The organism is Streptomyces sp. SID8374, assembly GCF_009865135.1.
Classification (GTDB): Bacteria; Actinomycetota; Actinomycetes; order Streptomycetales; family Streptomycetaceae; genus Streptomyces.
In genome coordinates this window covers 289136-306311 of record NZ_WWGH01000001.1, presented here as the reverse complement: position 1 = coordinate 306311, position 17176 = coordinate 289136, and the positions used below count along the sequence as shown (strand labels likewise).

Genomic DNA, 17176 nt, shown 5'->3' with positions numbered 1-17176 from the left:
ACTGATGAGAAAGTCAGGTCCTGTCACTCCTGGGTGAGCATCCCGCTGCGCAGCTTGTCCAGCATCCGGCTCAGCAGCCGCGAGACATGCATCTGGGAGATCCCGAGCTCGGCACCGATCTGTGCCTGCGTCAGCTCCTGGCCGAAGCGCATGTCGATGATCCGGCGCTCCCGCTCGTCCAGTTCGCCCAGCAGCGGTGCGAGGGCGTGCAGGTTCTCCACGGTCTCCATGGCGGGATCCGGCCCGCCCAGGACATCGGCGAAAGTCCGCCCGGCGCTGTTCTGGGGACCGGACTCCGAGGAGTCGGTGGGCATGTCCAGCGAGCCCGCCGTGTAGCCGTTGGAGGCGACTATCCCCTCGGTGATCTCCGCCTCGTCCATCCCCAGGTGCTCGGCCAGCTCCTGCACCGTGGGGTCCCGGTCGAGGTCGCCCGCCAGCGACTCCTTCGCCTTGGCGAGGTCGACGCGCAGCTCCTGGAGGCGCCGGGGCACGTGCACGGCCCAGCTGGTGTCCCGGAAGAACCGCTTGATCTCCCCGACGATGTAGGGGACGGCGAACGAGGTGAACTCGACCTCGCGGGACAGGTCGAAGCGGTCGATCGCCTTGATCAGCCCGATCGTGCCGACCTGGACGATGTCCTCCATGTCGCCGCTGCCCCGGTTGCGGAAGCGGTTGGCGGCGAACCGGACCAGCGACAGGTTCATCTCGATGAGCGTGTTGCGCGCGTACTGGTACTCGTGCGTGCCCTCCTCCAGAACCTGGAGGCGGTCGAAGAAGAGCCGCGACAGCCGCCGCGCGTCCATCGGGGCGATCTTGCCGGCGTCCTCGATCCAGGGAAGGTCCTCCGTGCTGCCCGTCGCCTGCTCCGTACCGGTGGTCCGCGCGGTGTGCGCCGTCATCTCGTCACGCTCCCCTGGTCGTAGGCCATCAGGTCTACTCGCCTGCCCGGCCGTCCGGCCCGCATGCGTACGGAAAGGACGAGATCCGGCCGACCGTCGTGCATCGGCCGGAAACAGCTGGAAAGAGCCGGAAACAGGCGGAGTTCGGCCCTGAAACCCCGTCAGGGGGCGGGCCGGGCCACAGGGGGCGCACAGAACCGCCCCACCGGTACGGGGGAGCCCGGTGGGGCGGTCGCCACCAGAGTGCCACAGCTGGAAGGCAGTTGGGACCGGACCGGCGCGTATTGGCCGACGGATGAGTCGAATTCGCCGCTCCTCCGGGCGGGCGCACGCCGGTTTGCCCCGTGCTCCGGAACCTCTCCGTCCGGGCCGTGGAGCCGGTCGGTCGCGCCCGTTGATTGCGGCATCGTGAACAGTTCCCCGGCACGGAATACGCCCTGCGCGCATCGGCTTTTCGCGGGTGGCGGGCGCGCGGCGCCAGGGCACCGGGGTGCCCGCCGGGAGCAACCGCGCGATGGACCGGAACGAGGGAGAAGATGCGCAAGCCGTACGCGTACGAAGAGCGCCGCGGAAGGGCGGCACGGGATGCGGCCGAACGGCCCGATCCGATCGCCGAGGTGCGCCCATGAGCACCCTCGGACCCGCGACACGTCAGCCGGCCGCGCCCCCCGCACGCCCCGCCGCCGACCCCGTCGCACCCCACCCGCTGGACAACCCGGCCCTCTCCTCGCTCACGGGCCCGCACGCCCACTTCGCCGAGCGCCGCGGCCGGATCCTGCGCTACCCCGTCGACATCACCCCCTGGACCGCCCACCCCGAGGTCCCGGACGCGCGGGACTGGGCCGATCTCGCGGCGCTCGCCGGTCCGGGCGGAACCATCAGCCTGAACACCCTGCGGGAGGAGCCGCCGAAGGGCTGGGAGATCGTCCACCGGGTCGCGGGCGTCCAGCTCGTCGATGTGTCGGTGGCCCCCGAGCCCGACCCGGAGGCCGTACGGCTCGGCCCGGCGGACGTGCCGGAGATGCTGGACCTGGTGGCGCGCACCCGCCCCGGCCCCTTCCTGCCGCGCACCGTGGAACTCGGCACCTACCTGGGCATCCGCCGGGGCGGCGCGCTGGTGGCGATGGCGGGGGAGCGGCTGCACCCGCCGGGCTGGACCGAGATCAGCGGGGTCTGCACCGACGAGTCCGTACGGGGGCAGGGGCTGGCGAGCCGCCTGGTCCGGGCGGTCGCGTACGGGATCCGGGAGCGCGGCGAGACCCCGTTCCTGCACACCTCCGCCGCCAACACGGTGGCGATCCGGCTCTACGAATCGCTCGGCTTCCAGCTCCGCGCCCACCCGGAGTTCCTCGCCGGCCTGGCCCCGGTGGCGCTCCCGCCGGCCGACGGAACCCGCCGGTCCGCGCGGCGGTGACCAGGCCGCGGGCGGGACCTCCGGCCCTCGCGCCAGGGGCCGAAGGTCCCGGGCCGAACGTCCCGACCGGGACCTTCGGCACCGCCTCCGGGCCCTATGCCCCCCTGCGCCAGGGCCCGGATGCCGGTCAACTGGAAGGGACTGCCCGAACCTCGGGCGGCACCGAGGAGTGAGCGGGAGGAGAGCGCGTGTCCCTGGGGATAGGGCGCAGGGAACGGGACCGGACGGCGGTCCAGCCCGGTACGGACACGGGCGCGGCGGCCACGGGCCGGATCGGGAACTGGCCGCTGGCCGGACTGGTGCTGCTGCTGAGCGCGCTGGTCGTCCTCGTCGACGTGGCCACGGGCGAGGACCTTCGGGTCATCCCCCTCCTCGTGGTCGGCCCGGCCCTGGCCTCAGTCTTCTGCACCCTCCGGCAGACCGTCTGGGTGGCGGTCTGGATCACGGCGGTCGTCGTCGGCTCCGGGCTCGGCAGGGACGGCACCTTCTGGGACTTCGTCTTCGGCATCGGCTTCACCGTGCTGGTCTGCGCCCTCGGCGTCGCCGCCTGTGCGGCCCGCATACGCCACGCCACCGAGATGGACCGGCTCCGCTCCGCCGCCGTCGCCCTGCAACGGCAGATCCTGCGCCCGCTGCCCGTCGTCACCGGCCAGGTCTTCGCGTACGGCCTCTACGAGCCGATCGAGGAGGACCGCTTCGTCGGCGGTGACATCTACGAGGTCGTCGAATCGTGGTACGGGACCCGTGTGATCATCGGGGACGTCCAGGGCAAGGGGCTCGCCGCCATAGGGGCCGGGTTCGCCGCGATCGCCGCGTTCCGCGAGGCGGCGGTCCGGGAGCGGACGCTGACCGGGGTGGTGGAGGCCCTGGAGGCCGCCGTCGTCCGGCACAACGCGTTCTCCGCCCAGACCGGCGAGGCCGAACGCTTCGTGACCGCGCTGGTCCTCGGGTTCGACGACGAGGGCGGCGTACAGGTGGTGAACTGCGGCCATCTGCCGCCGAGGCTGCTCCATGAGGACCGCGCCTCGGCCGTACCGCTGGAGCGCACCTACGTCCCCCTGGGCCTGGCCGGCCTCAGCAGGGAGACCCGCGCGGAGGAGTCGTTCGCCCTCCCGCCCGGCGCCACCCTCCTGGTCGTCACCGACGGGGTGACCGAGGCTCGCGACGCGGCCCGCGCCTTCTACCCGCTGGACGAGCGGCTGGACGGCTGGACCGGGCACGATCCGCGCGAGCTGCTGGACGCGCTCCACCTCGACCTGGAGAAGTTCACCGGCGGCATCCGGCGCGACGACGTGGCCGCGCTCGCCCTGTGCCGGGCGCCGGGCGACGCGGAACCGCCGCCGATGACGGCCGCCGCGGAGGACGTCCGTCCGGTCGCGGGAGCGGTGAGCGACTGAGCGGCCCGTACGCATCGCAGTGAATGTCCCCATGAGACGAATGTCGCGTGGGGACATTTTCAGGTGTACGGTGCAATTATGAGTCCGGAAGAGAAGATCCCGGAGCGTGGGACACCGGAGCGGAAGACGCCGGAACGGCGCAGCCGCAAGGCCCGCCGCACCCGCGACACCCTGGCGCAGGCCGCGTTCGAGCTGGTGCTGGACCGGGGGCTGCGGAACGTCACGGTCGAGGAGATCGCGGAAGCCGCCGACGTCGACCGCCGCACCTTCAGCCGGTACTTCGCGAGCAAGGAAGCCGCCGCCCTCGACTCCCTGCGCGGCGACGGCGACCGGATCAACGAGGCCCTGCGGTCCCGCCCGGCCGGGGAGCCCCCGCTCCTCGCCTACCGGCGCGCCGTCCTGGCCTGGCTCGCCGACCCCGAAGCGGAGCCCTGGCACCGCCGCCCCCGGATCTTCGACCTCCTGGTCGTCGCCGAGGAGGAGCCGGCGCTCTACGCGGCCTTCCACCACATCAGGGTGGACGCCCAGGAGGACTCGGTCGCCATCCTCGCGGACCGGCTCGGCGTCGACCCGCGCCACGACATCCGCCCCGCCGTCACGGTGGCGGCAGGAGCGGGCGCCCTGCTCGCGGCCCAGGCCGCCTGGGTGCGGGGCGGACGCCCGGACGCCCTGCCCGCGCTGGTCACCGAGGCGTTCGACGCCCTGGCGGCGGACCTGCTCACGGCACCGGGCCGGGACAGCACCACAGAACAACCCACAGCAGAAGCAGAAGAGGCAACCTCATGAGCACCACCCCCACCACCCCCTCGGCCGAGTTCGCCGGCCGGACCGCCCTCGTCACCGGCGGCGCCTCCGGCATCGGCCTCGCCGTGGCGCGGCTGCTCGCCACCGCCGGCGCGGCCGTCGTCGTCGCCGACTACGACGAGGAGAGCGCCCGCAAGGCCGCCGCCCAGCTGGAGAGCGCCGGTGCGCGGGCGGCCGCCGTACGCATGGACGTCACCGACCCGGCCTCCGTCGAAGCCGGTGTGCGGTTCACCGTGGAGACCTTCGGCGCCCTCCACCTGGCCGTGAACAACGCGGGCATCGCCGGTCCGGCCGCCCCCACCGGCGACTACCCCGTCGAGGACTGGGACCGCGTCGTCGCCACCAACCTCAGTGGCGTCTTCTACTCCATGCGCCACGAACTCCCCGCCATCGTCGCGGCGGGAGGCGGCGCGATCGTCAACATGTCCTCGATCCTCGGCACCAACGGCTTCGCGGGCTCGCCCGCCTACGTCGCCGCCAAGCACGGCGTCGTCGGCCTCACCAAGACGGCGGCCCTCGAATACGCCGCGCAGAACGTCCGGATCAACGCGGTCGGCCCCGGCTTCATCGACACCCCGCTCCTGCGGAACGCCGACCCGAAGGCCCGCGAGCACCTGATCTCCCTGCACCCGGCCGGCCGCCTCGGCACGGCGGAGGAGGTCGCCGAACTCACCGTCTTCCTCCTCTCCGACAAGGCCTCCTTCATCCACGGCAGCTACCACCTGGTGGACGGCGGCTACTCCGCCCCGTGACGGCGCCCGGGTGGCGGACGGGGGAGCCGCGGGCGACAAAGGACATTGCGGGACCACGGGGGCCGACAACGAGAACCAGGCAGCGAAGAAGCGAGGAGACCCATGAAAGCCGTCCAGTACCGGGCCGTCGGTGCAGCCCCCGAGGTCGTCACCGTGCCGGACCCCGAGCCCGGCCCCGGCCAGGTCCTGCTGAAGGTCACCGCCGCCGGTGTCTGCCACTCCGACATCGCGGTGATGAGCTGGCCCGCCGACCAGGTCCCCTTCCCGCTGCCCCTCACCCTCGGCCACGAGGGCGTCGGCACCGTCGCCGCCCTCGGTGACGGCGTGGACGGCCTCACCGTCGGCGAATCCGTCGCGGTGTACGGGCCCTGGGGCTGCGGCATCTGCGTGAACTGCGCCGAGGGCAAGGAGAACTACTGCCTGCGCGCCAAGGAGCTGGGCATCATGCCGCCCGGACTCGGCGCGCCCGGCGCCATGGCCGAGTACATGATCGTCGACGACCCCCGCCACCTCGTGCCGATCGGCGACCTGGACCCGGTGAAGACGGTGTCGCTCACGGATGCCGGACTCACCCCGTACCACGCGATCAAGCGGTCCCTGCCGAAGCTCGTGCCGGGCGCGACCGCCGTCGTCATCGGCACCGGCGGCCTCGGCCACGTGGCGATCCAGCTGCTGCGCGCCATGACGGCCGCGCGCGTCATCGCGCTGGACGTCACGGAGGAGAAGCTGGAGCTGGCCAGGTCCGTCGGCGCCCACGAGGCCGTCCTCTCCGACGAGAAGGCGGCGGCCCGCGTCATGGAGCTGACCGGCGGACTCGGCGCCCATGTCGTGCTGGACTTCGTCGGCGCCCCGCCCACCGTGGAGACCGCCGGAGCCGTCGCCCGGGTCGACGGTGACGTGACGATCGTCGGCATCGGCGGCGGCGCGCTCCCCGTGGGCTTCGGGACGCTCCCGTACGGCACCAACGTCAGCGCCCCCTACTGGGGCTCGCGCAAGGAGCTGGCCGAGGTCCTCGACCTGGCGCACGCGGGGGCCGTCGACGTCCACGTGGAGACGTACTCCATCGACGAGGCACCGCTCGCCTACGAGCGGCTGCACGACGGCCGGATCAACGGGCGTGCGGTCATCCTGCCGAACGGCTGAGCACGCCTCCCCGTGGGCCGGGGGCGGGGCCGGGTGGAAAATGCCCGGTCCCGTCCCCGGCCCACCGTTACACTCGGTGCCATGCGTTCGTACTACTACTTCCGCTGATTCCCGGCCCGGACAGCCGCCGCGCGACGCCTGACGTCACCGGCTGAGGCTCACCGGCCGACCGCCGAGCACCGCCCGTGACCGCACCGGGCGGCGTTCGGCCGTATCCCGGCCCCGGTGCGCCGCTGTCCCTCCGCCGTCCGGACATCCACGTGTCACGCCCCGCCCCCGCGCGTCCCCGCACGCGCCGCCGCGGGCCGTCACCCAGGAATCAGGGGAAAGGCACCCATGCACCCCCAGCACGACCGCGCCCAACTGACCATGAAGGACGTCTCCAAGGCGTACGGGGACCGCTCCGTACTCGACCAGGTGACGCTCACCGTCCGCCCCGGCGAGAAAGCCGCCGTCATCGGCGAGAACGGCTCGGGGAAGTCCACCCTCCTCCGGCTCCTGGCCGGGGCCGAACGCCCGGACAGCGGCGAGATCACCGTCCGCTTCCCCGGCTCCACCGGCTATCTCGCCCAGACCCTCGCTCTCGACCCGGCCGACACCGTGCAGGACGCCGTCGACGCGGCCCTGGCCGAACTCCGCGCCCTGGAGCTGGCCATCCGCGAGGCGGAGGAAGGCCTCGCGGAGGGGGAGCCCACGGACGCGGAACTCGCCGTGTACGGAGACCTCCTCACCGCCTACGAGGAGCGCGACGGCTACCGCGCCGACGCCCGCACCGAGGCGGCCCTCCACGGCCTGGGCCTCGCCCACCTCACCCGCGACCGGGCGCTCTCCACCCTCTCCGGCGGCGAACAGTCCCGGCTGGCCCTGGCCTGCGTCCTGGCCGCCGCCCCCGAACTGCTGCTCCTGGACGAGCCGACCAACCACCTCGACGTACGGGCGGTGAACTGGCTGGAGGAGCACCTGTGCGCCCACCGGGGCACCGTCGTCGCCATCACCCACGACCGGGCGTTCCTGGAGCGGGTCACCTCGGTGGTCCTGGAGGTCGACCGCGATCTGCGCACGGTCACCCGGTACGGGGACGGGTGGGACGGCTACCGCACCGCCAAGGCGGCCGCCCGTCGCCGCTGGGCGCAGGAGCACCAGGAGTACCTGAGCGACCTGGCGCGCACCCAGGAGCTGGTGGAGGCCGCCGGGCAGCGGCTCGCGGCCACCGGCAAGGACCCGAAGCAGGGGTTCGGCAAGCACCGCCGCTCCCACGAGGCCAAGCTCTCCGGCCAGGTCAGGGCGGCCCGCACCCGGCTGGAGGCGCTGCACCGCTCTCCCGTACCCGCCCCGCCCAAGCCGCTCGCCTTCACCGGCCGTCCGGCCCTCGCGGGGGAGACCGGCTCCGGCCCCTTGGTGGAGCTGGCGGACATCTCCGTGGGCGACCGGCTCCACCTCCCCGCCCTGCGCGTGGAGCCCGGGGCCCGCCTGCTGGTCACCGGGGACAACGGGGCCGGGAAGACCACCCTGTTGCGGGTCCTCGCCGGGGAGCTGGCGCCCGACACCGGGACGGTCCGCCGTCGCGCCCGGGTCGGCTACCTCCCGCAGGAGCTGCCCGCCCGGCCGACCCGGCGCACCCTGCTCACCACCTTCGCCGCGGGGCGGCCCGGCTTCCCGGACGAGTACGCGGACGAGCTGCTGGAGCTGGGCCTGTTCCGCCCCGAGGACCTCGGGGTGCCCGTCGCGTCCCTCTCCATCGGCCAGCAGCGCAGGCTCGCCCTGGCCCGGCTGGTGACACGGCCGGCCGACCTGCTGGTGCTGGACGAGCCGACGAACCACATCGCCTTGGCCCTGGTCGAGGAGGTGGAGGCGGCCCTCGCGCAGTACCCGGGAGCCGTCGTGGTGGTCTCGCACGACCGCAGCTTCCGGGCCCGCTTCACCGGTGACGTACTGGAGTTGCGCGTCGGCCGCCCCATCCCACCGTCGGAACCGGCCTACGCCTCCGGGGAAGCGGCGGCCTCCCCGCGTACCTGAGCGCGCAACCGCTTCACGAAGATCCGCTGGCCGACGATCAGCCGCTCGGCGGCCTCCTCCGGCGTGCACCAGGCGAACCGGTCCATCTCCGGGAACTCCTGCTGCACGCCGGAGCCGCGCGGCCACTCCATCGTGAACACCCCGGGCACCACGGAGGCCACGTCCAGATCGGCCTGAACCGCCCACACGGTCACCGTCTTCCCGCTGCGCTGGCGCGACTCGCCGAGCGGCAGCCAGACCCCGTCCGGCACCGGCAGCCCCAGCTCCTCCTCGAACTCCCGCCGCGCGGCCGCCGCCGGTTCCTCGTCGGGGCCGTACTCACCCTTCGGCACCGACCAGGCCGCCTCCTCCCGCCCGGCCCAGAACGGCCCGCCCATGTGCCCGATCAGCACCTCGACGTCCCGCTCACCCCCGGTGCCCGTGGTCCGGAAGAGGAGAAGCCCCGCACTGCGCTTGCCTGCCGACATGTCGCCAAGTCTGCAATCGCGGTGGGCTCCATGCCAGCGGAGGGGCCGGGCGGAGACGGAGGGGCCGGGCAGAAGAAAAAAGGGGCGGCGCCGCATCGCGGACACCGCCCCCCCCGCCGTACGACTACGTCTTGCGATACCCGTACGCCTCCGAGGCCGCCGCCTCCACCGCGCCGATGTCCCCGCCCGACGACGCGGTCACCACGGCGGCGACCGCACCCTCCACGAACGGGGCGTCGACCAGCCGCGTGTTCTCGGGGAGTTCGTCGCCCTCGGCGAGCATCGCCTTCACCGTGAGGACCGCGCTCCCCAGGTCGACGAGGACCGCGACGCCGACGCCCCGGTCCACCGAGGCGGCAGCCCGGCCGATCAGCTCGGCGCTGGTGCCGAGCCCGCCGTTCGGCAGCCCGCCCGCCGCCGCGACCGGGGCCGTCACGCCCCCGGCGGCGAGGCCACGGGCCAGTTCGGCGACCGATTCCGCGACCGGACCGCTGTGCGAGACCAGCACGATGCCCACCTGCGGCTCCTCGCTCATGCCTCCGCACCCCCGTCCTTTGCGGTGCGGGCCAGCGCCTCGACCAGCAGGGCCGCCGAGGTCGCCCCCGGGTCCTGGTGGCCGATGCTGCGCTCGCCGAGATAGCTGGCCCGCCCCTTGCGCGCCTGCAACGGCACCGTCGCCTCGGCGCCCGCCCGGGCCGCGTCCGCCGCCCCCTGGAACGACGAGGCCAGAGCCTCCGCCGCCGGGAGCAGCGCGTCCAGCATCGTCTTGTCCCCGGCCTGCGCCCCGCCGAGCTGCCCCACCGCCGCGACACCCCCGGCGAACGCCTGGGCGAGCTGGTCCCGCGTCACCTCGGCGTCCTCGCCGAGCGCCTTGCCCGTACGGCGCAGCAGCGTCCCGTACAACGGCCCGGACGCCCCGCCGACGGTGGAGATCAGCTGCCGCCCCGCCAGGGTCAGCACCGCGCCCGGGGTCGCGGGCGCGTCCTTCTCCACCACGGCCGCCACCGCCGCGAAACCGCGCTGGAGGTTGCTGCCGTGGTCGGCGTCCCCGATCGCCGAGTCCAGTTCGGTCAGTCGGTCCGCCTCACGGTCCACGGCGGCCGCGGTGGCCGCCATCCAGCGGCGGAAGAAGTCGGCGTCCAGCACATGATCTCCTGTTCCCCGGGCCTGTCCGGCACGGTTCGTACGAGTACGGTCGGCGCGGAGGCTCAACGGCCCCAGCGGAGCGCGGGCGTCTCCACGGGCGCGTCCCACAGCCGCAGCAGCTCCTCGTCGACCTGGCACAGCGTCACCGAGCAGCCTGCCATGTCGAGTGAGGTCACGTAGTTCCCCACGAGCGTACGGGCCACCGGCACACCCCGTTCGGAGAGCACCCGCTGCACCTCCGCGTTGAACCCGTACAGCTCCAGCAGCGGCGTCGCCCCCATCCCGTTGACCAGCGCCAGCACGGGGCCGGTCGGCCGGAGGTCCTCCAGCACCGCGTGCACCGCGAAGTCGGCGATCTCGCCCGAGGTCATCATCGGCCGCCGCTCCCGCCCCGGCTCGCCGTGGATCCCGATGCCCAACTCCAGCTCCCCGGCGGGCAGATCGAAGGTCGGGCTGCCCTTCGCCGGGGTGGTGACCGCGCTGAGAGCCACCCCGAAGCTCCGCGAGGACCCGTTCACCTGCCGGGCCACCGAGACCACCCGCTCCAGCGGCGCGCCCTCGTCGGCGGCGGCCCCCGCGATCTTCTCGACGAAGAGCGTCGCCCCCGTACCGCGCCGCCCGGCCGTGAACGTGCTGTCGCTCACCGCCACGTCGTCGTCCACCACGATCTGGGCGATTTGGATGCCCTCGTCCTCGGCCAGTTCGGCGGCCATCTCGAAGTTCAGCACGTCACCGGTGTAGTTCTTGACGACGAAGAGCACCCCCGCCCCGCTGTCCACCGCCGCGGCTGCCCGCACCATCTGGTCCGGCACCGGCGAGGTGAACACCTCCCCGGGACAGGCGGCCGACAGCATCCCCGGCCCGACGAACCCGGCGTGCAGCGGCTCGTGCCCCGACCCGCCCCCCGAGACGAGCGCCACCTTCCCGGCCACCGGCGCGTCCCGCCGTACGACGACCCGGTTCTCCACATCGACGGTCAGTTCGGGGTGGGCGGCGGCCATACCCCGCAGGGCGTCGGCGACGACGGTCTCGGGGACGTTGATGAGCATCTTCACGGCTGTCTCCTTGTCGGTCCATCCGCCCTGGCCGGGGTTCCCGGCCAGGGGTCCGGTGGCGGGCAGCTGCGGCGTACAGTCCGCAGACATCGGGTTTCCAGTTCTTGAGGGAGTGTCCCAGTGGACTATGCCGAATACCGCCGCTACGACGCCGTGGGCCTGGCCGAGTTGGTCGCGGCGAAGGAGGTGTCGCCCGGCGAGCTGCTGGAAGCCGCGATCGCCCGGGCCGAGGCCGTCGACGGGCGGCTGAACGCCATCGTCCGGCCGATGCACGACCTCGCCCGCGCCCGTGCCAAGGAGCCGCTGTCCGGACCGTTCGCCGGGGTTCCGTTCCTGGTCAAGGACCTGTTGCAGGATTACGCGGGGGTGCCCACCGGGAGCGGCAACCGGGCGCTGAACCGTCGGCCGGCCGAGCGGCACAGCGCCGTGGTGAGCCGCTGGCTGGATGCCGGGCTGGTGGTCTTCGGCAAGACCAACACCCCGGAGTTCGGCGCCAAGGGCATCACCGAACCCGAGGCGAACGGCCCCACCCGCAACCCCTGGGACCTCACCCGGACCCCGGGCGGCTCCTCCGGGGGATCGGCCGCCGCGGTCGCGGCCGGCATCGTGCCCGTGGCGGGCGCCAACGACGGCGGCGGATCCATCCGCATCCCCGCCGCCTGCTGCGGCCTCTTCGGCCTCAAGCCCGGGCGCGGCCTCGTCCCCGCCGGACCGGCCGTCGCCGAGCATCTGGAGGGAGCCGCCACCGACGGCGTGCTCTCCCGCAGTGTGCGCGACAGCGCGGCGATACTCGACGTGCTCACCGGCCGGCCCGACCCGGGCGGCCCCTACCTGCACGCCCGGCCCTCGTCCCCGTACGCCGAACTCGCCCGCCGCACCCCGCAGCGCCTGCGGATCGGGTTCACCACCCGCTCCCCGATCGGCGCCGGGGCCGACCCGCAGGCCGTCGCCGCGGTGGACGACGCCGTCGAACTGCTCACCCGCCTCGGCCACCACACCGAACCCGCCGAGCCCGGCATCGACCAACGGCAGCTCGCCTTCGACTTCCTGGCCATGTGGGCCACCCGGATCGCCCACACCATCGACGGGATCAGGCGCCTGCACGGCGCCCGTGCCGGCGACTTCGAACTCGACACCCATATGCTCGCCGCCGCCGGACGTGCCCTCAAGGCGCCCGACTACTACGCGGCCCGCGAGCGCTGGAACACCTACAGCAGGCAGCTCGCCGCCTTCCACAGCCGCTACGACCTGCTGCTGACCCCGACGCTGGCGCGCCCTCCCGTACGGATCGGCGAGCTGGACACCCCCGGCCCGGTGCGCGCCGTCGGCGGTGTCCTGCGGCGCCTGGGCCTGCTGGGCGCGCTGGCCGGGACGAAGGCGTGGGACCAGGCGGTGCTCGCCAACCTCGCCCCGGTCCCCTTCACCCAGCTGGCCAACATCACCGGACGCCCCGCGATGAGCGTTCCCACCTACCGCACCCCGGAGGGCCTGCCCCTGGGCGTCCAGTTCGTGGGCCCCCTCGGCGGGGAGGCCACCCTCCTCGCGCTCGCCACCCAGATCGAGGCCGAGCGCCCGTGGGCCCATCTCGAACCCGAACTCTGACCGGGGCTCCGGGTTCAGTGCTGCCGGGCCTTCTCCGCCGCCCGTACGCGCTCGGGCGGGGTCCGGCTCATGTACCAGCCGTCGACCCGGGGCCCGGAGAGGTCGGCCGGCCATCCCGCCAGGTCGACGGCCGCCTGGTAGACGGCGTCGCCGAACGCCACGACGGCCCGGTGCGGGTCGGCCGTCCCACCGAGCCTGTCCCACGGCAGGCGCACCAGACCGGCGTCGGCATGCCAGGCCGCGCCGTCCACACCCCAGGACCGGCCCTCCAGCCCGTCCGGCTGCGGCCAGATGTAGGCGTACATCCCCGCCTCCGGTGCCGAATCGCTCCCGAAGGCGAAGCCCACCGCCACGTACGCGGAGAGCTGGGCGTTCCGCTGGAACGCCGGGCGGTGGGGCGGCGGCTCCGTGGGCCGCGTGCTGTGCCGCGTCGCCGACAGGTCGAAGCCGCCCCACATCACGCCGACCCGAGGACGGTTCCCGAGGAAGGGCGCCTGCCACGCCTCCAGCCCGCCGGCGGCGAGATCCCAGGCCTCCCACATCAGCCGCGCCGCGCGGGGATCCCAGGTGCGTTCGACGTCATCGTGCTGGAAGGTCGGCGCGCAATCCGGGATCTCGCATACCAGCGCGGTGCGAGGCGGGTCGATGCCCAGCTCGGCCACCGCGTCGCAGAACTCCTCGAAGAACGAGGCGACGGACCTCTGGACCAGCGAAACGGTCCGCGATCCCGTGTCCGCCTCGATGAGGACGTCACCGTCCAGCAACCGGTAGTGCACGCTGAAGGTCACCCCCGGCTGCCGGAACGTCGGCGTCCTGAGCCCGCGGGGGCTGACATCGAGGACGATGTTCCCCCAGCCGACCTCGAAGGGCGCGTCGAGGGTGTACTTGCCCGCGACCTGTACGACCCGGTTCACGTACCCGACCATGGGTGCCAGATCGTCATGGACCAGCGTGGGCCACGTACGGAGACGTTCGCTCATGGGAAGCTCCAGGGCTGCGCGCGGCGAGCGGAACGCCCTCGGAGCGACGGGCAGAACGCCCTCGGATAGGCCATTTTCGCCCGCTGCGCGAAGCGGGGCAAACGGAGTCGCCGGTCGGAGCCTAGACCGCGGGCTGGGCGGCCGCCGCCGTGCCGGACATCGCCGGGGAGGCGGTGAACAGCGCGTGTACGGCGGAGCTGACCTGGGCGGCGACGGCCTCGGGGGTGGAGGAGTCCAGCTTGCCGTCGAGGTGCAGGAACGCGAGGCCGTGGACGAGGGCCCAGACCGTCGTCGACAGGGCGTCCGCGTCCGCACCGGGGAAGGTGGCGGCGACGATGGTGCGGACGTACTGCGAGATGGCCTCGGTCGCGGCGACGCGCTCCTCGCTGGTGGGGTCGCAGGGCTCCGCGAACATCGCCCGGAACAGGGCCGGGTGCTCCAGTGCGAACCGTACGTAGGCGACGGCGACGGCGGCGAGTTCATCGGGTGTCGAGGGCGCGGGGTGGGCCTGCGCCAAGGAGGTGGCGAGCTCCCGGTACCCCTCGGCGGCCACCGCCGAGACCAGGGCCTCGCGGTCGGCGTAGTGGCGGTACGGGGCGGTCGCCGACACACCGGCGCGCCGGGCCACCGCGCGCAGCGAGAGACCGGCGCTGCCGTCCTCCTCCAGGAGCTCGCGCGCGGCACGAAGGCAGGCGGCGCGCAGATCGCCGTGGTGGTAGGTGCTGCTCCGGGCCATGGACCGTTCTCCTATGTTCGCCATGTCCACATCTCCTCCCGGATGTGAACGATGTATACATCTTAGGTGATCGTGAAGGGGGAAGAAACCGGGACGGCCCGCCCGCTCCGCCTGGCGTGGGCCGTCCGGCTCTGCTGCTGTGACGCGGCCGCTGTTCAGCGGAGGCCGGCCGCCTTCAGGACCTTGAGCCCTCCGGTCAGGAGGGCGGCCCAGGTCTCGGGGCTGATGCCGGCGGGCGGGGTGAAGCCCTGGAGGCGCTGATGGGCGACGGTCTGGGGCTCGGTGTACTTGAGGATGCCGTCGGCACCGTGGCGGCGGCCGAGTCCGGAGTCGCCCATGCCGCCCATCGGCGCGTCGACGCTTCCCCAGGCGGCGGCGAAGGCCTCGTTGACGTTGACGGTCCCGGCGTGCACCCGGGCGGCGAGGGCGCGGCCCCGGGCTCCGTCACGGGACCAGACGCTGGCGTTGAGGCCGTAGGCGGTGGCGTTGGCCCGCGCGACGGCTTCGTCGTCGTCCCGGAAGGTGTAGATCGAGACGACCGGGCCGAAGGTCTCGTGGTCGTACAGCGTCATGTCCGGGGTGACGCCGGTGAGGACGGTCGGCTCGTGGAAGAGCGGGCCGAGGTCGGGGCGTGCCCGGCCGCCGGCGAGGACGGTGGCGCCCTTGGCGACGGCGTCCTCGATGTGCTCGGTGACGGTCCTGAGCTGGGAGGAGGTGGTGAGGCTGCCGACGTCCACGCTGTAGTCGTACGCGGCGCCGATCTTGAGCTTCTCCGTCCGCGCGGTGAACGCGGCCACGAACTCGTCCCGGATCGACTCGGCGACGTACAGGCGCTCGATGGAGACGCACAGCTGACCCGCGGAGGGGAAGCAGGCGGCGACGGCACCGTCCGCAGCCTTCTCGATGTCGGCGTCGTCCAGGACGATCATCGGGTTCTTGCCGCCGAGTTCGAGTGAGGCGCCGATGAGGCGCCGGCCCGCGGCGGCGGCGATCTCGCGGCCGGTGGCGGTGGAGCCGGTGAACATCATGTAGTCGGCGTTGTCCATCAGCGGGTCGCCGATGGAGCTGCCGCGGCCGATGGCCATCTGCCAGACGTCCTGGGGCAGCCCGGCCTCGTACATGAGGTCCATGGACCACAGGGCGGTGAGGGCCGTCTGCGTGTCGGGCTTCTGCACGACGGCGTTTCCCGCCATCAGCGCCGCGATGGTGTCGCTCGCCGCCATGCTGAGGGGGTAGTTCCAGGGCGAGATGACGGTGACGACGCCCTTGGGGTGGCGCAGTTCGGTGGTGTGGGTGAGCAGGGGGATCGCACCCCGGCGGCGCTTGGGGCTGAGGTACCTGGCGGCGTTGCGGGCGTAGTACCGGGAGACGATGCCGATGTCGACGATCTCCAGGAACGCGTCGCGGCGGGTCTTGCCGTTCTCGGCCTGCATGAGGTCCAGGGCCTCGTCCTGACGGGCCAGGACGAGGTCGTGGTAGCGCAGCAGGATCCGCTTGCGCTCGCTCAACGGGGTGGCCGCCCACCCCTTCTGCGCGATCCGGGCACGGGCGAACGCGGCCTCGACGTCCTCCGGCGTCGAGATGGGGAGGCCGGCCAGGGGGAGGCCGGTGTACGGGGCGCTGGTGGTGACCCGGGCGGCGTCCGGGGCGGCCGAGACCTGGGCGGTCAGCCGCCTGAGCAGCGCCGGGGTGATGGACGCGGGCAGGGCCGCGGTGCGGGCGGTGGTGGGGCGGGTCGCGTGTTCGGTGGCCATGGCGGGGCTCCTTGCTTGCCTGTCGGCTTACTTGTTCCGGCGCGGGACCGAGGTGGGGACCGGCATGTGCAGGGCGAGCTGCCCCTCGCTCATCACGTCGAACTGCATGGTCCGCTTCGGCTTGAGCGAGCGCAGGTCGTCCGCCATGCGGCCCTCGCCGACCCGGAGGCTGATGCCGCTCGTGCCGCGCGTCGTACCGGCGTTCAGCACGTTCGTCTGGCTCAGGGTGGAGTGCCAGGCGCCGTTGATCGACGTGTACGAGGTGAGGGAGGAGACGCGCTCCCCGCTGGGGTGGGCGGTCTGCTTCGGCGTGGCCGCCGAGAGCGCCAGGTCGACACCGCCGGCCTCGTTGGCCACCCGGGCGGTCGTCCGCCGGTCGTCGATGCCGACGTCGAGGCCGGTGACCCACTTGGGGAAGCCGTAGCCGTCGTGGCCCCGGACCTGCGCGATCTCCGTACTCACGGGCAGGGACAGCACATAGGAGTCGAGGTCCTCGTTCTTCAGCCCGGAGACGAGGTCGAAGAAGCCGAGCCTCCCGTGCCGGGCCGGCTTGACGGCGATACCGACGGCGGCCTCGGTGTAGAAGTCGATGTCGCACACGTCGTAGCGGAAGAACATCACCGAGACCAGCCCGAGGCCGGGGACGAGCTCCAGCGGTGCCAGCTCCTCGGGCAGCCGGGCGCGGATCGCGCGGGACGGCGCGAGCATCGTCAGCCGGGCGGTGGAGATCGTGTAGTAGAAGTTCGGGGTGAGCGTGGGGCCGATCGGGGAGTCGACCTTGATCTTGGGCAGCTGCCGGAAGAAGTCCACGCCGCTGACGCGCGGGTCGCGGGCGATCGCGTCGAGGTCGGGGTCCATCCGGTACCGGTCGTACAGACCGCCCTTGGGGACCGTGACCTCGCGGCCTCCCAGGTCGACCTTGACGGTGTCCTTGTCCTTCTGCGGGGAAGACATGGTGTGAGCTCCTGTCATGTAGTGGGCGTATGCGTCACTGCGGAGGTGCGGAGTCCG

16 protein-coding genes are annotated in these 17176 nt (G+C 73.1%); 7 read left to right on the top strand and 9 right to left on the bottom strand.

Features of this window, described 5'->3' with window-relative positions; all coding sequences use genetic code 11:
• Positions 1 to 23 precede the first annotated feature (23 nt).
• Positions 24 to 899, bottom strand: a complete 876-nt coding sequence (locus GTY67_RS01285; protein WP_161277483.1) for an RNA polymerase sigma factor SigF — start codon at positions 897 to 899, stop codon at positions 24 to 26.
• Positions 900 to 1524: 625 nt separating this feature from the next.
• On the opposite strand from GTY67_RS01285, the gene GTY67_RS01280 reads away from it, so the two are divergent.
• The 6 genes from GTY67_RS01280 (at position 1525) to abc-f (ending at position 8425) form a co-directional block, all read left to right on the top strand.
• Complete coding sequence (locus GTY67_RS01280; protein WP_161277482.1) at positions 1525 to 2313, top strand: GNAT family N-acetyltransferase; 789 nt, start codon at positions 1525 to 1527, stop codon at positions 2311 to 2313.
• Between the two features lie 188 nt (positions 2314 to 2501).
• On the top strand, positions 2502 to 3710 hold the full coding sequence (locus tag GTY67_RS01275) for a PP2C family protein-serine/threonine phosphatase (protein ID WP_161277481.1): 1209 nt from the start codon (positions 2502 to 2504) through the stop codon (positions 3708 to 3710).
• 78 nt (positions 3711 to 3788) lie between these two features.
• On the top strand, positions 3789 to 4496 hold the full coding sequence (locus tag GTY67_RS01270) for a TetR family transcriptional regulator (protein ID WP_161277480.1): 708 nt from the start codon (positions 3789 to 3791) through the stop codon (positions 4494 to 4496).
• The gene (locus tag GTY67_RS01265; protein ID WP_161277479.1) at positions 4493 to 5266 is read left to right on the top strand and encodes an SDR family NAD(P)-dependent oxidoreductase; all 774 of its coding nucleotides are present in this window, start codon (positions 4493 to 4495) and stop codon (positions 5264 to 5266) included. The genes GTY67_RS01270 and GTY67_RS01265 overlap by 4 nt, the downstream gene beginning before the upstream one ends.
• 102 nt (positions 5267 to 5368) lie before the next feature.
• The gene (locus GTY67_RS01260) at positions 5369 to 6409 is read left to right on the top strand and encodes an NAD(P)-dependent alcohol dehydrogenase (RefSeq protein WP_161277478.1); all 1041 of its coding nucleotides are present in this window, start codon (positions 5369 to 5371) and stop codon (positions 6407 to 6409) included.
• 336 nt (positions 6410 to 6745) lie between these two features.
• Positions 6746 to 8425 (top strand): ribosomal protection-like ABC-F family protein, encoded by a 1680-nt coding sequence (abc-f, locus tag GTY67_RS01255; protein WP_161277477.1) that lies wholly within the window; start codon positions 6746 to 6748, stop codon positions 8423 to 8425.
• Here the strand turns inward: abc-f and GTY67_RS01250 are convergent.
• From GTY67_RS01250 to dhaK, 4 genes are all read right to left on the bottom strand, one after another.
• Complete coding sequence (locus tag GTY67_RS01250) at positions 8386 to 8892, bottom strand: NUDIX domain-containing protein (protein ID WP_161277476.1); 507 nt, start codon at positions 8890 to 8892, stop codon at positions 8386 to 8388. The two genes, abc-f and GTY67_RS01250, sit on opposite strands and share 40 nt — an antisense overlap.
• A 124-nt stretch (positions 8893 to 9016) precedes the next feature.
• A complete protein-coding gene (locus GTY67_RS01245) occupies positions 9017 to 9427 on the bottom strand; it encodes a PTS fructose transporter subunit IIA (RefSeq protein WP_161277475.1) in 411 nt (136 codons plus the stop codon).
• Positions 9424 to 10038 (bottom strand): dihydroxyacetone kinase subunit DhaL, encoded by a 615-nt coding sequence (dhaL, locus tag GTY67_RS01240; RefSeq protein WP_161277474.1) that lies wholly within the window; start codon positions 10036 to 10038, stop codon positions 9424 to 9426. The genes GTY67_RS01245 and dhaL overlap by 4 nt, the downstream gene beginning before the upstream one ends.
• 62 nt (positions 10039 to 10100) lie before the next feature.
• A complete protein-coding gene (gene dhaK, locus GTY67_RS01235; protein ID WP_161279920.1) occupies positions 10101 to 11093 on the bottom strand; it encodes a dihydroxyacetone kinase subunit DhaK in 993 nt (330 codons plus the stop codon).
• Between the two features lie 120 nt (positions 11094 to 11213).
• Between dhaK and GTY67_RS01230 the strand changes: the two genes are divergently transcribed.
• Entirely contained in the window at positions 11214 to 12695 is a 1482-nt protein-coding gene (locus GTY67_RS01230) for an amidase family protein (RefSeq protein ID WP_161277473.1), read from the top strand.
• A 14-nt stretch (positions 12696 to 12709) separates the two neighbouring features.
• Here the strand turns inward: GTY67_RS01230 and GTY67_RS01225 are convergent, their stop codons facing one another.
• The 4 genes from GTY67_RS01225 to GTY67_RS01210 all read right to left on the bottom strand — a co-directional run bounded on the left by GTY67_RS01225 (position 12710) and on the right by GTY67_RS01210 (position 17119).
• Positions 12710 to 13675, bottom strand: coding sequence for a DUF5996 family protein (locus GTY67_RS01225; RefSeq protein WP_161277472.1), 966 nt, complete (start codon positions 13673 to 13675; stop codon positions 12710 to 12712).
• A gap of 121 nt (positions 13676 to 13796) precedes the next feature.
• Complete coding sequence (locus GTY67_RS01220) at positions 13797 to 14411, bottom strand: TetR/AcrR family transcriptional regulator (protein WP_093694290.1); 615 nt, start codon at positions 14409 to 14411, stop codon at positions 13797 to 13799.
• 155 nt (positions 14412 to 14566) lie between these two features.
• Positions 14567 to 16165 carry a succinic semialdehyde dehydrogenase gene (locus tag GTY67_RS01215; protein WP_161277471.1) on the bottom strand — a complete coding sequence of 533 codons (1599 nt, stop codon included), beginning with the start codon at positions 16163 to 16165 and terminating at the stop codon, positions 14567 to 14569.
• A gap of 27 nt (positions 16166 to 16192) precedes the next feature.
• Positions 16193 to 17119 (bottom strand): acetoacetate decarboxylase family protein, encoded by a 927-nt coding sequence (locus GTY67_RS01210; protein WP_161277470.1) that lies wholly within the window; start codon positions 17117 to 17119, stop codon positions 16193 to 16195.
• Between the last annotated feature and the right edge of the window lie 57 nt (positions 17120 to 17176).